We start from the raw sequence: 13,763 nt of genomic DNA, 5'->3' as shown, positions 1-13,763 counted from the left end.
GCAGCAGCATCAGCCGATAGAGCAACCGACTCACCACGAGCCGCAAGGCCCTTCGGTGTTCGGCCACGAGCCGCCCGCGGCACACACGCCGCCGGCGCACACCGACGTCCCCGGGACGCACGGCGCGGCCGACCACCACGGGTTCTGATAGCCCGATCGGCGACCACCGGCGGGGACCTTCATGGTCCCCGCCGGTTTATGCACCTACCGTGTTCTGACAGGCACGCGATCGAGAAAGGGGGGCAGCACGGTGGCTCAACCCGATGACCCGCGCCGGGTCAGTGTGATCGTCGAGCTGATCGACCACACGATCGCTATCGCTGAACTCCACGAGCGCGGTGATCTGGTGCAGCGACTCCGACGTGCGCGCACGCGGATCACCGACCCGCAGATCCGGGTCGTGATCGCCGGCCAGCTCAAGCAGGGCAAGAGCCAGCTGCTCAACTCGCTACTGAACCTCCCCGTGGCGCGGGTGGGCGACGATGAAGCCACCGTGGTCATCACGGTCGTGAGCTACAGCGCGCAGCCGACCGCCCGGCTCGTCCTGGCCGCCGGGCCCAACGGCGAGACCACCACCGTCGACCTCCCCGTCGATGCGATCAACACCGACCTGCGTCAAGCATCCCAAGCCGGCGGCCGCCGCGTGCTGCGGGTGGAGATCGGCGCGCCCAGCCCGCTGCTGCAGGGTGGATTGGCGTTCATCGACACCCCGGGCGTCGGGGGCCACGGACAGCCGCACCTGTCGGCGACCCTTGGACTGCTGCCGGACGCGGATGCCCTGCTGATGGTCAGCGATGCCAGCCAGGAGTTCACCGAACCCGAGATGTGGTTCCTGCGCAAAGCACATCAGGTGTGCCCGGTCGGCGTGGTGGTGGCCACCAAAACCGATCTGTATCCGCGCTGGCGCGACATCGTCAACACCAACGCCGCCCACCTGCACCGCGCCCGTGTGCCGATGCCGATCATCCCGGTCTCGTCGCTGCTGCGCAGCCACGCCGTCAGCCTCAACGACAAGGAACTCAACGCCGAATCCAACTTCCCGGCGATCGTCAAGTTCCTCAGCGAAAAGGTGCTGTCCCGCGAGAACGACCGGATACGCGATGAGGTGTTGACCGAAATCCGTTCGGCGGCAGAGCAATTGACCGTGTCCGCCAGTTCCGAGCTGTCCGTCGTCAACGATCCGCAGGTGCGTGACCGGCTCACTGCGGACCTGGAACGCCGCAAGCAGGAAGCCCAGGACGCACTGCAGGCGACCGCGCTGTGGCAGCAGGTCCTCAATGACGGATTCACCGACCTGAGCAACGACGTCGACCACGACCTGCGCGCCCGGTTCCGTGCTCTGACCGACGACATCGAGCGGCAGATCGACTCGTGCGACCCGACCCTGCACTGGGCGGAGATCGGTGCCGATGCCGAGGATGCGGTGGCCACCGCGGTCGGCGACAACTTCGTCTGGGCATACCAACGGGCCGAGGCGCTGGCCCTCGACGTCGCCCGCTCGTTCAACGACGCCGGACTGAACTCGGTGATGTCGCCCGAATTGACCTCGCGCCTGATGGCCGGCAACTTCGACCAGCTCAAGGCTTTGGCGGAACTGGACGCTAAGCCGCAGGGCAAGGGCCAGAAGATGATCTCCGGGTTGCGCGGTTCCTACGGGGGCGTGGTGATGATCGGCATGTTGTCGTCGGTGGCCGGCCTGGGTCTGTTCAACCCGGTATCGGTCGGCGCCGGGCTGTTACTCGGCCGGATGGCCTACAAGGAGGAGAAGGAAGGCCGAGTTCTGCGCGCCCGGGCGGAGGCGAAGGCCAACTTGCGCCGCTTCGTCGACGAGGTCTCGTTCGTAGTGGGCAAGGAATCCCGCGACCGGCTCAAAACGATTCACCGCACCCTGCGCGACCACTACCGCGAGATCGCCAACGAGTTGAGTCAATCGTTGAACGAGACACTGCAAGCCACAGTCACCGCCGCTCACATGGAAGGCGTCGAACGCGACACCAGGGTGCGCGAATTGGAGCGGCAACTGGACATCCTGCGCCAGGTCACCGAAAACTTAGACAAACTGAGGGTACGGGCGACCATAGGACGAGGGTGAGCACAAGCGATCGGGTCCGCGCCATCCTGGGCGGCACCATCGAGGCCTACCGGGGGGAACCGGCCTACCGCCACCGCGCGGACGTCTTTTACGAACTGGAACGCATTGGCGCGCGGCTCAACGAGCCCATCCGCATCGCGTTGGCCGGCACCCTGAAGGCCGGAAAGTCCACCCTGGTCAATGCCCTGGTCGGTGACGACATCGCGCCGACGGACGCAACCGAGGCCACCAGGATCGTCACCTGGTTCCGGCACGGCCCCACCCCGAAGGTCACCGCAAACCACCGCGGCGGACGCCGCAGCAACGTCCCAATCACCCACCGCGATGGCCTGAGCTTCGACCTGAGCAGAGTCAACCCGGCCGACGTCCTGGACCTGCACGTCGAGTGGCCGGCGCAGGAGTTGGTGCACACCACCATCATTGACACCCCGGGAACCTCGTCGCTGACCCGCGAGGCCTCTGAGCGCACCCTGCAACTGCTGGTTCCCGCCGACGGAGTGCCCCGGGTGGACGCGGTGGTTTTCTTGCTGCGCACCCTCAACGCGGCCGACATCGCGCTGCTCAAACAGATCGGCGGCCTCGTCGGTGGCTCGGCCGGTGCGCTGGGCATCATCGGCGTCGCGTCGCGGGCCGACGAGATCGGTGCCGGGCGCATCGACGCGATGTTGTCGGCCAGCGACGTCGCCAAGCGGTTCACCAGCGAGATGAACCAGACGGGCATCTGTCAGGCGGTGGTTCCGGTGTCTGGGCTGCTCGCGATGACGGCGCGCACCCTGCGGCAGGGTGAGTTCGTCGCGCTGAAGAAACTTGCCGAGTCCGATCCGGCCGAGCTGAACAAGGCGCTGCTGAGTGTGGACCGGTTCGTTCGACCGGACAGCCCGCTGCCGGTGGACGCGCCAATTCGCGCGCAGCTGCTGGAACGGTTCGGCATGTTCGGCATCCGGATCTCGATAGCGGTGCTGGCGGCCGGGGTCGCCGATGCGACGAGCCTGGCCGCCGAGCTGCTCGAGCGCAGCGGGTTGGTGGCGCTGCGCGAAGTCATCGACCAGCAATTCGCGCAGCGTTCCGACATGCTCAAGGCGCACACCGCGCTGGTGTCGTTGCGCAAGTTCGTCGAAACCCACCCGGTGCTGGCCACGCCGTACGTCATCGCCGATATCGACCCGCTGCTCGCCGACACCCACGCGTTCGAGGAATTAAGATTGCTGAGCCAGTTAGCCTCGCGCACAACGAGATTCGATGCAGAAGAGATGTCGTCGCTGCGCCGTATCCTGGGCGGGTCGGGCACCGACCCGGTCAGCAGACTGGGCCTGGATCCCGAATTGTGCAGGCTTGACCCGCAGGAGGCCCCGCGGGCGGCGTTCGCGGCCGCGCGGTGGTGGCGGCGCCGGGCCGAGCATCCTCTCAACGACCCGTTCACCACTCGTGCCTGCCGGGCCGCGGTGCGCAGCGCCGAGGGCATCCTGGCCGAATTCCCCGCCCGTCGCTGAGCCGGATCAGGTCCCGGGCGCGGGCGCCGCGCTGGTTGACGGCGCGGGCGCCGCGCTGGTGGTGGGCGGCTGCTGCGTAGTGGTTGGTGGTTGCTGCGTGGTGGTCGGCGGGTTGGTGGTGGTCGCCTGGGTCGTGGTGGGCTGCGTGGTCGTGGTCTGTTGAGTCGTCGTCGTCGTGGTGGTGGTCGACGGGGTAGTGGTCGACGTCGACGAGGTGGTGCTCGACGGTGGGCTGGTGGTGGTGCTGGACGGCGGCGTCGAGGTCACGGTGACGGGCGGAGGCGTGATCACCGTTTCGGTGGGGCTGTTGTCGGTTCCGATCACCGTGGTGGTGATCGGCGGCGGTTGCGATGTCGTGGTGACAGGTTTGGTGTCGCTCGGTCCGAGTGTGAACGCCAGCACGATGGCCAGGATGATGGCCGCGGCGGCACCGGCCAGGCTCAACAGAATGGCCGGGCGCCTGTACCAGGGCGGGACGTCCGGTTCGGCGGGGTAGCGGTCCTGATCAGCATCGGGATACCCGACACCCGGCGGCGGTTCGACCGGGCCGGTGTAGTCGGCAGGCCCGGTGTAGGGAACCGGCTCCATCCCGGTGCCACTGTCTTCGGACCAGGCCAGCGCACGGTCGGTCGTCTGACGGGCATCCTCGGGGAACGCCTCGGTGGGCACCGCGGCGGTCGCGGATGCCGCGGTGGGGGACGCGGCAGTCGCATCGCCGGCCAGACCGGCGGCGCCGGCGAGACCGGCGGCGCCGGCTAGACCCGCCGCACCGACGGCGCCGGTGGGCACGTCGGCCGCGGGACTCATACCCGTGGGCGCAGCGGCGGCCGACTGCGCGATGGCGCCCAGCGTCACGGCACCGATCGCGGCGCCGAACAGGGGTTGCGGCGTGGTGAACACCGGCACCTGCAAGCGTTCCGACAGCCGAGTGGTGATCAACGGGATTCCGGCGCCACCGCCCACTGTCGCCACCGCAGCCAAGTTGCCGATGCCATTGCGCTGCAACACATCTCCGACCGCCGAGATGAAGCGGTCCAGCGGGCCCGAGATCAGTTGCTCCAAGGCGGTGCGGGTCAGCTGTACGCCGCTGCCCGCACCAACAGCGACCGTCGCCACCGTCGCGGACGACAATTGTTCCTTGGCTGTCCGGCATCCGGCGAGCATCCGCGTCACCGATCCCATCGATGTGGCGGTGCCGGAAACGTCCGTGCTGTCGGCACTGGGGGAGACGGCCAGCAGATGATTCAGGATCATCTGGTCGATGTCATCTCCGGAGAACTCGCTGTAGCGCACCGTGCCGCCGACCGGCTGAAAATTGGAGCCGGCGTTGGCCAGGGTGATGCTGGTCCCGCCGGCGCCGAAGTCGCACAACGCGACGACCCCGCTGCGGGGAAATCCGGGGCGGGCGTTCAGCGCAGCCAGCGCGGCCGCCGCATCCGAGATCAACGTCGGCGTGCCACCACCCTTGGCGGTCAGGTCCGGCTGCGCGAACAGTTCCTGGCGCAGCGCGGCCACCTGGTTGTCCGACCAGTAGGCGGGCACCGCGATGGTGATCGGGGTCCCGTAGCCGACCGTGCGCGCCATCGCTTCCAGCGCCTCGATGGTCAGTGCCTGGCCCAGGTATTTCGTCCCGTCCGCGGCGACCAGCGGAGCCGGATCGCCGACGCGCTCCACGAAGCCGCGCAGCACTAGACCAGTTTCGGTGAGATTCGGATTCTCTTCCGGCAGGCCGACTTCGGATGGGCGGTGCTCGAACAACGTCAAGACCGGCGTGCGGGATACCGGGGCGCTACCCGAGCGGACCGCGACCAGGTTGGCCACCCCGATCGACAACCCGAGCGACTCGCTCATATCCACACCTCTGAGTCCATTCCTTTGCTGGCGGTCGGCGGCCGTTCCCCACCCTAGCCGTCCTGCGGACGGCGGGGCCGGGTCAGAGGCCCGGCGGCAGATTGATGACGGTGGGGATCTGCGGCAACGTTATCTGCGACGGCAGCTTGGGCAGCAACCCGGGTGCAGGCGAGTTCGCCGGTGTCGTGGTCGGCACGGTGCTTGTGGTGGTGGACGTCTCCGGCGACCTGGTCGTGGTTGTTTCCGGCGACGTGGTGGTCGTGGTGGTCGTGGTCGTCGCCGTAGTGGTCGTGGTCGTCGTCGTGGTGGTCGTGGTGGGCGACGTGGTCGTGGTGGACGTCGTCGTGGTGACCGAAGCAGGACTGGGTCGGCCCTGGGAAAGCAGCACGATGCCGTAGATGATCAGCCCGATCAGAACCGCGATGAGCACTCCCCAGCCCACCAGCGCCAGCGGCCGTCGCCACCCCGGGACCGGTTCCGGCTCGTAGCCGTCACCCGGCCCATAGCCGTGATTGCCATCGGTCGGGTCGTTGGCGCCGTAATCGGGCGGGTCGTACCTGGTCACGGGCGCCGATGCTAGTTGCTGCGCGGACCCGCAAACCCCCGCCACGCGGGTCCGTTGCCGATCGGTGACCTGCGGCTAGGGCAGGTGCGGCACCGTGATCGTCGGCCCCCCGGGGATGGTGATCGTGGACGGCAGCGGAGGCAGGTGCGGGCCGCGGTGCGTCGGTTGCTGCGACGGCGGCGGCGCGGGCGGCTGACTCCTCGGCGGGTTGGTCGGCGGAGCCTGAGTGGGGGGTTCCGCGCTGGTGCTGGGCTCGGTTGTGGTGGTGGTCGTCTCCGTGGTGGTTGTTGTCGTCGTGGTGGTCGTGGTGGTAGTCGACGTTGACGACGTCGTGCTCGGGGCGGGACTGTTGCTCTTGTCCCCGCCGATTAGCTGCGTGACGCCGTAGGCGATCAGCGCGAGCAGGATCACGACCAGAATTGCCCAGCCGATCAGCGTCACCGGCTTGCGGTACCAGGGCCGCGGCTCGGCATCGGGATCCTCGTCGTACGGAGCGTATTGATCGGGCGGTGGCCCCTCGACGGTGGGCTGATTCAGCGGCGAGCCATGTTCGACCGTGGGCTGGAATTGCGGCGCTGGGCCGTGTTCGACGGTGGGCTGATACTGCGGCGGCGGGCCGTGTTCTACGGTCGGGCCATACTGCGGCGGCGGACCGGGCGGTTGCCCTTCCACGGTGGGTTGCTGTTGGGGCCCCGGGGGTGGCCCCTGCGGAGGCGGACCATACGGAGGTCCACCCGGTGGTGGACCCGGCGGGCGCGGACCCTGAGGAGGCCCACCCGGCGGCGGGCCTTGCGGCGGGTAGCCGCCGAAGCCGCCGTACTCAGTGGGCTGGTTGTTGAAGTCGTCCCCCGGTGGGCCATACCGTGCCACAACCCGATGTTATAGGGCGGCGCCGGGTCAGCTCAGAACGTGTTCACCTTGTCGATGCTGACGAACATGCCGTGGCCGGTGCCATTGTTCTGAAAACGGGTGCCGTCCTTGCTGGCGACGATGGTCCAGCCCTGGGCGTCATAGGTCTTGTAGTCGATGGTGACGGTGGGGATGGCGCCGAGGTTGCCCAGCACCCATTGCACGTTGCCGCCCGAGGTGATGTGCACGCCATTGGCGTGTTCGCCCTCTTTGATCGGGGAGTTGGTGAACGGTGCCTCGCAGCCGACGCTCTCCTTGTTGATCTGACAACGCGTCAGGCCCGACTTGGTTTCGATGAAGACGTAGCCGTTCTCGTCGGGCTTCAGCGGTATGGCGCCCGGAGTCGGACTCGTCGGCGGGGCCGGCGGCGGTGCAGGTGCGGGGGCCGAGGAAGTGGGTGGGGCGGCGCTCGGGCGTGACGTCGGGAAGGTGGGCTCGGTCGGGCCTGCGCCGGGCGAGGCTATCGGCCTGCCGTCAATGGTGCTGCTGCACCCCGCGACCAGCACGGCGGCGGCCAGCAAGCCCCACCGTACCTTTGGCAATAACCACACGTGCTACTCCCCGAACTCTCCGATCCAGGGAGTCAGATTAAGCGCGCTGCGGCGCAAGTCACCGCAGTGACGCGCTGTTGCAACGGCGCCGATGAAAAAGCGTTACGTGCATGTCAATATTCCTGTGTTGACATGTCTATATAGACGGGTCAGAATTGGAATGTAATGGAAGGGGGATAGGAGACAGGACGGCGAGATGAGACGGTACGACGACGACATTTGCTACCGGGGATGCGAGCCCGAGCAGACCGGTGGTGGTCGGTTGGTCACCGTGGAAGCCCGCGGCGAGTTCGTCGGACTTCTTCCGCACCGGGTCAAGCACTCCCCGGCGGGATTGATGTGGGGATACGCCGGTTCAGGACCGGCCGATCTGGCCCGGTCGCTGCTCATCCACACCCTCGGCGACGCCGCCCGGTGCGTGGTGTGCGGCGGCGCCCCGCAGCCCCAGAAATGCCCTTGGTGCGACGAGGGGTGGACCGTGCCGTCGTCGACGTATCAGCGGTTCACCTTCGAAGTCATCGCACGGCTGCCGGACTGCGGGTGGACGCTGCGCCGCTCCGACGTCCTTGACTGGCTACAGCGCGCCGAAGGGTGTTCCTGAGTTCATTCCACCGGTTCCGCCGAGGGTGTCGCCTCGGCATCTCCGGCTTCGTCGAGTTGCCGGGCGTGCGCGGCCGCGGTTTCCCGCACCCGGTTTCGCACCAGGAACCAGCCACCGATAAGTGCCGGGATGCCGATCGCCATCGCGGCGATCATCCAGCGGCCGTAGACCTTGTCGAACATCATCAGGACGAGCACGCCGGCCAGGAACGCCAGCGTGACCCAGCCGGTATAGGGAGCCAGCGGCATCCGGAACGCCGGCCGCTCCGGCTCGCCGGACTTGGCCAGGTGATAGAACCGGAGCTGGCACGCGACGATCGTCGCCCAGGCCACGATCACACCCGTCGCGGCGATGTGCAGCACGATCTCGAAGGCGTGGCTGGGGGTAACCGCGTTGAGCACGATGCCGAACAAGCCGATCCCCGCGGTGAGCAGGATGCCGCCATACGGCACGCCGTTCTTCGACATGGGCGCGGTGAACTTCGGACCGCTGCCGTTGATCGCCATGGACCGCAGGATCCGGCCGGTGGAATAGAGCCCGGCGTTCAGGCTCGACAGGGCTGCCGTCAGCACCACCAGGTTCATTACGTCGTCGCCCCAGGAGATCCCGAGTTTGTCGAAAAACGTCACGAACGGGCTGACGCCGTCGCGATATGCGGTGTAGGGCAGCAGCAGGGCCAGCAGGAAGGTGGAGCCGATATAGAAGACCGCGATCCGGAATACCACCGAGTTGATCGCGCGGGGCATGATCTTCTCCGGTTCCGCGGTTTCCCCGGCGGCGATGCCGACCAGTTCCACTGCGGCGTAAGCGAAGACCACTCCGGCGGTGACGAGCACCAGTGACAGCGCGCCGGTCGGTATGAATCCGCCGTGGTCGGACCAGATCGACCAGCCGGTCTGCTGACCCTGGATCTTGAAGCGTCCGGCCAGGAAGATCGTCCCGACAATCAGGAACGTCACCAAGGCCAGCACCTTGATCAAGGCGGCCCAGAATTCCAGTTCGCCGAACAGCTTGACCGAGATCAGGTTCATCGTCAGCACCACCACGAGCGCGATGAGTGCCAGGGTCCACTGCGGGATGGGCTGGAAGATATTCCAGTAGCGGCAGTACTGCGCGATTGCGGTGGTGTCCACGATCCCGGTCATCGCCCAGTTCAGGAAATACATCCAGCCGGCGGCGTAAGCCACTTTCTCGCCGAAGAACTCGCGCGCGTAGGAGACAAAGGAGCCGGACGACGGGCGGTACAGGACAAGTTCCCCGAGGGCACGCAGGATCAGGAAAACGAAGGCACCGCAGACCCCGAAGACCACGAACAGCCCCGGCCCCGCCGAGGCCAGTCGGCCGCCGGCGCCGAGGAATAAGCCGGTCCCGATGGCGCCGCCCAAGGCAATCATTTGCAGCTGCCGGTTCTTCAGCGCTTTGTGGTAACCGGCGTCTTCGCGGTCAAGCGCGCGTGCGGGCGGTGTCATCGAATCCTTCTCGCCGAAGCTTGCGCGGATGGCCGCGGGAATTGCTTGCCAGGCTATCCCACAGCATGCCTCACCGGCAGTTCACAGGCCGAGCAGCAACTCCGCGTTGCGGTGGCTGATACGGGCCCGGTCGCGCTGCGACAGCGGCAGGCTGTCGAGGAAGTTCCGGCCCGCGTTCATCGATCCGAACGGATAGTCGGTCGAGAAGGCCACTCGCTCGACGCCGACATTGGCGACCAGGTTGGCGTAGGTCGCGGCGTCGTTGAAATTGGCGAATGTGTAGTGCAGATTCCGGCGCAGGTAGGTGCTGATGGGGTGGTTCAGCCCGGTCAGATCGGGTTTCAGTGTGGCGTCGAAACGCGGTGCCATGAACGGAATCCCCTCGCCCATGTGCCCGATGATCAGCTGCAGGTTGGGGTGACGGTCGAACACCCCGGCCAAAATGATGCGCAGCACGTGCGTGGCGGTGTTGATGTGCCAGCCCCAGCCCACCGTGGCCAGCGCGAACGACACCTGATCAGAGAACCCGGCATAGCAGGACTCGATCACCGCCGGCGGGGGCATGGTCGGATGTAGATAGAGCGGTGCCTGCAGTTCGGCCGCACGGTCGAGGACCGGTGCGAAGTGCGGGTCATCGAGGTAAATACCGCGGCAGTGGCCGTTGACCACCCCACCCGCGAAACCATGCTTGCGCACCGCCCGTTCCAGTTCGTCGGCGGCCGCCTCGGGCTCGCTGATGGGCAGGGTGGCGAACCCGGCCAGCCGGTCAGGAAACCGCTCGACCGCAGCGGCAAGTTCGTTGTTGCAATCGTGGGCCAGACGCACGGCCGCCGGTCCGTCCAGCTGTTCCACGCCGGGCGCGGCCAGGGACAGCACCGCCAGGTCGATGCCCGCCTCGTCCATCGCCTTGATGCGTGCTTCACCCAGATTGCAAATCGGCTCGACGATGCCCGGTCGCGTTTTCAACCAGCCACCCGGACCGTTGAGGAATTGCGTTGTGGCGTAATGCTCTTCGATGGCGATGGTGCGCATTGCTCAGCTCTCCAGTACTCGGGTGGCGCCCGCCCAGCGCGGGATGTCGTCGCTGTTGCCGGCGAGTCGGATGGTCTTGCTGTATCCGTACTCGGACAGGGTCTCCTGGGCGTGTTCGCGCCCGAAGCCGCTGTGGCCCACACCGCCGAAACCGGTCCCGACGGCGATCCGCACGTAGTTGTTGACGAACACTGCACCGGCCCGGATCTGCCGGCTCACCCGCAGCGCCCGGTCGGTGTCCTGGGTGAAAACCCCTGCCACGAGACCGAATTGAGTACGGTTGGCGATCCGGACCGCTTCCTCCTCGTTGCCGAACCGCAGGACCGTGACGACCGGGCCGAAGATCTCTTCGGTGGCCACCCGCATGTCCGGCTCGACGTCGGTGAAAACCGTTGGTGCGACGTAGAAGCCGTCGGCGAGCCGCGGATCGTCGGGAAGCGGCGCCTGGGCAGCGATATGTGCGCCCTCGGAGACGCCGATATCGAGGTAGTTCAGCACGCGCTGTTGTTGACTGCGGGTGACCAGCGGTCCGACATCGGTGGCTTGGTCGGCGCCGTCGCCAACCTTGAGGCGGGTCACCGCCGCGGTGAACTTCGTGATGAACTCATCGAAGATGCTGTCCTGCACCAGGATTCGCGATGAAGCGGTGCAGGCCTCACCCTGGTTGAAGAAGCCACCGTCGATAGCCGCCAGCAGTGCCTTGTCCAGGTCGGCGTCGTCGAACACCAGCAACGGGTTCTTGCCGCCGAGTTCCATCAGTGTCGGGGTCAGGTTCTCCGCGGCGGTGCGCAGTACCGCCGTCGCAGTGGTCGGGGATCCGGTGAAGGACACCTTGCCGACCAACGGATGTCCGGCCAGGGCGGATCCCACCGCGCCGCCGCCGGGAACTGCATGCACCAGATCATCGGGCAGCACGGAGTTGATCAGGTCCACCATCCGCAGCACCACCGAGGGCGCCTGCTCCGGTGGCTTAAGCACGATGCTGTTGCCCACCGCGAGGGCCGGGGCGGTCTTGCCGGCGGTGTGGATCGGCGGCCAGTTGAACGGCACGATGCCCGCAATCACGCCGTACGGCTCAAGCGTGGTCACGTCGAACACCGGTCCGTAGTCGCGCGCGTGACTGGGCAGTACCTCCACCACGCTGGCGAAGTACTCGAAGATCGTTGTCGCCGCTTCGACGTCGAACTGGCGGGCCTGGGTGATCGGCTTGCCCATCTCCAGGGACTCCAGGGCGGCGATCTCGTAGGCGTGCGCGCGAATGACGTCGGCGACCCGGCGCAGGCAGCGTCCGCGCTCGCGGGCGGGGCGTTGCTGCCAGTCCCGCTGGGCGGCGTGCGCGGCCCGAACCGCCTGGTCCACCTGCGCCGGACCCGCCGCGCGGACGACGGCGACGGGTCGCCCGGTGGCGGGGTTGTCGACGACGAACTCGTCGTCCTCGCAGGGCGACGACCACCGAGTTCGGGTGATGTCCACGCGGCCGAAAGTACGCCCGGGCCAGCAATCACCACCAGAGAAATTATCTGATGACTACTAGCACGATCAGTGATAATTGCTGGATGGAGCTTCGCCAGCTCGAGTACTTCCTCGCCGTCGCCGACCACCTGAGCTTCACCCGTGCGGCGCAGCGGCTACATGTCGTCCAGTCCGGCGTCTCGGCGACGATACGGGCGCTCGAGCGCGAACTCGGTGCCGAACTGTTCACCCGCGGCCCGGCGGGGGTGCGGCTGACCCCTGCCGGTGAGGAGCTCCGCCCGCACGCCCGCGCCACCATCGACGCTGCGCGCGCCGCCAAGGATGCTGTCAACGCCACCCGCGAAACCGTGCGCGGCACCGTCACCGTCGGGACCCTGACCTCGATCAACGTCATCGACCTGCCGGCACTGCTCGCCGAACTGCACGTTCGGCATCCCGAGGTACGAGTTCACCTACGGGCGGCGCGTGCCGGCACGACGGGACTGGCCCGGCAGCTGCGCGACGGCGACCTGGACATCGCCTTCCTGGTCTTCACCGGCGCCCCGCCGTCAGACCTGCGCGCTCGGCTGGTCGCCGACGTCCCGCTGCAATTGGTGGTGCCCAAAGACCACCCGCTGGCATCCGGCGATTCGGTGATCCTCGCCGAATTGGCGGGACTGTCCTTCGTCGACGCACCGCCGGGCTACGGCACCAGAATCGTCGTCGACACCGCGTTCGCCGCGGCCGGCGTCGAGCGCACCGTCACCCTGGAGGTCGCCGACATCGGCACCGCCGCGGCCTATATTCGCAACGGGCTGGGCATCGGCTTCCTGAGCTGGTCCATCCTCGACGACATCGACGACGACGGCCTGGTCACCGTGCCGGTGGCCGACCAGAGCCTGTCCTGGCGGCTGTACGTCACCACCTCGGCCACCCGCTCGCCCAGCGCCGCGGCGCGCGCTTTGCTGTCGCTGATCGCGGAGCGCGGCTAGCTCTCCGTGAGCGCGGCCACGGCCGGACCGAACATGGTGTTCTTGATGGCGCCCAGCGTGCCACGGTCCTTGCTGCCCAGCGGTCGAAGTAGCTCCACCGCCGCGGCCGTCACGGCTCCTTCGCCCGCGGTGGCGTCGACGATCCCGAGGCCCGCGGCGTCGACCCCGCCGAAGCGTCTGCCGGTGGTCATCGAGGCGACCGCGGCCTGCGGTGTGACTTTGGCCTGAATGAGGGCCGCCATTCCCGGGGTGAACGGGATATGGATGTCGACCTCCGGGAAACAGAAGAAGCCGCGATCGGCGCGCATCACGCGGTAGTCGTGCGCCAGCGCGAGCATGGCGCCGGCCCCGAAGGCGTGGCCGACCACCGCAGCGGCGGTCGGTATCGGTAGCGTGAGCACCCGCGCGAGCAGCTTGTGGACCCGGCCAACGTAGGACTGCACCTGGTCACCGTGTGCGCCGAGCCAATCGAGATCGAGGCCGTTGGTGTAGAACTTGCCGGTTGCGGTGGTGACCAGGCCGTGCGCGTCGCTTGCCTCGATCTCATCGATGCGGGCGTTGATCGCATCGAGGAAGTCCGGCGAGAAACGGTTTTCGTCGTCGCCGAGGTCCAGCAGGGCGATCTTCTCGTCGTAGCTGAGGCTAATGGTCATGACGGGTTCCTTTCTGTGGCGGGGGGCCCCCGGGTAAAACACCCCCCCCCCCCCGGGGGGGGGGGGGTGAGGCGGATGGGGGCACACCAAAAGGGGGGGGCATAGG

The 13,763-nt window shown here is 67.4% G+C and carries 12 protein-coding genes; 4 read left to right on the top strand and 8 right to left on the bottom strand.

Going from position 1 to position 13,763, the window contains the following annotated elements:
- Positions 1 to 250: 250 nt before the first annotated feature.
- Positions 251 to 2,092: a dynamin family protein gene (locus A5645_RS18180; protein ID WP_065130567.1), complete on the top strand. Its 1,842-nt coding sequence runs from the start codon at positions 251 to 253 to the stop codon at positions 2,090 to 2,092.
- Entirely contained in the window at positions 2,089 to 3,582 is a 1,494-nt protein-coding gene (gene iniC, locus A5645_RS18175; protein WP_065036088.1) for an isoniazid-induced dynamin-like GTPase IniC, read from the top strand. The genes A5645_RS18180 and iniC overlap by 4 nt, the downstream gene beginning before the upstream one ends.
- A gap of 6 nt (positions 3,583 to 3,588) precedes the next feature.
- Here the strand turns inward: iniC and A5645_RS18170 are convergent, their stop codons facing one another.
- The 4 genes from A5645_RS18170 to A5645_RS18155 form a co-directional block, all read right to left on the bottom strand.
- Positions 3,589 to 5,433, bottom strand: coding sequence for an Hsp70 family protein (locus A5645_RS18170; protein WP_065130566.1), 1,845 nt, complete (start codon positions 5,431 to 5,433; stop codon positions 3,589 to 3,591).
- Positions 5,434 to 5,515: 82 nt separating this feature from the next.
- Positions 5,516 to 5,998: an oligopeptide transporter substrate-binding protein gene (locus A5645_RS28210; RefSeq protein ID WP_172830560.1), complete on the bottom strand. Its 483-nt coding sequence runs from the start codon at positions 5,996 to 5,998 to the stop codon at positions 5,516 to 5,518.
- Between the two features lie 75 nt (positions 5,999 to 6,073).
- A complete protein-coding gene (locus A5645_RS27850) occupies positions 6,074 to 6,868 on the bottom strand; it encodes a hypothetical protein (protein ID WP_155768066.1) in 795 nt (264 codons plus the stop codon).
- Positions 6,869 to 6,900: 32 nt separating this feature from the next.
- Complete coding sequence (locus tag A5645_RS18155; RefSeq protein ID WP_065036090.1) at positions 6,901 to 7,458, bottom strand: hypothetical protein; 558 nt, start codon at positions 7,456 to 7,458, stop codon at positions 6,901 to 6,903.
- Positions 7,459 to 7,654: 196 nt separating this feature from the next.
- On the opposite strand from A5645_RS18155, the gene A5645_RS18150 reads away from it, so the two are divergent.
- Positions 7,655 to 8,059 (top strand): DUF6166 domain-containing protein, encoded by a 405-nt coding sequence (locus A5645_RS18150; RefSeq protein ID WP_065130565.1) that lies wholly within the window; start codon positions 7,655 to 7,657, stop codon positions 8,057 to 8,059.
- 2 nt (positions 8,060 to 8,061) lie between these two features.
- On the opposite strand, the gene A5645_RS18145 is transcribed toward A5645_RS18150, so the two are convergent.
- The 3 genes from A5645_RS18145 to A5645_RS18135 form a co-directional block, all read right to left on the bottom strand.
- A complete protein-coding gene (locus A5645_RS18145; protein WP_065130564.1) occupies positions 8,062 to 9,528 on the bottom strand; it encodes an amino acid permease in 1,467 nt (488 codons plus the stop codon).
- A gap of 81 nt (positions 9,529 to 9,609) precedes the next feature.
- A complete protein-coding gene (locus A5645_RS18140; RefSeq protein ID WP_065036092.1) occupies positions 9,610 to 10,560 on the bottom strand; it encodes an amidohydrolase family protein in 951 nt (316 codons plus the stop codon).
- A 3-nt stretch (positions 10,561 to 10,563) separates the two neighbouring features.
- Complete coding sequence (locus A5645_RS18135; protein WP_216638326.1) at positions 10,564 to 12,033, bottom strand: aldehyde dehydrogenase family protein; 1,470 nt, start codon at positions 12,031 to 12,033, stop codon at positions 10,564 to 10,566.
- 83 nt (positions 12,034 to 12,116) lie between these two features.
- Between A5645_RS18135 and A5645_RS18130 the strand changes: the two genes are divergently transcribed.
- The gene (locus A5645_RS18130; protein ID WP_065130563.1) at positions 12,117 to 13,004 is read left to right on the top strand and encodes a LysR family transcriptional regulator; all 888 of its coding nucleotides are present in this window, start codon (positions 12,117 to 12,119) and stop codon (positions 13,002 to 13,004) included.
- On the opposite strand, the gene A5645_RS18125 is transcribed toward A5645_RS18130, so the two are convergent.
- Complete coding sequence (locus A5645_RS18125; RefSeq protein WP_065130562.1) at positions 13,001 to 13,657, bottom strand: enoyl-CoA hydratase-related protein; 657 nt, start codon at positions 13,655 to 13,657, stop codon at positions 13,001 to 13,003. The two genes, A5645_RS18130 and A5645_RS18125, sit on opposite strands and share 4 nt — an antisense overlap.
- Between the last annotated feature and the right edge of the window lie 106 nt (positions 13,658 to 13,763).

Source organism: Mycobacterium asiaticum (genome assembly GCF_001673635.1).
Lineage (GTDB): Bacteria > Actinomycetota > Actinomycetes > Mycobacteriales > Mycobacteriaceae > Mycobacterium > Mycobacterium asiaticum_C.
The sequence above is the reverse complement of the archived record's forward strand: the minus strand, read 5'-3'. Positions and strand labels throughout refer to the sequence as shown.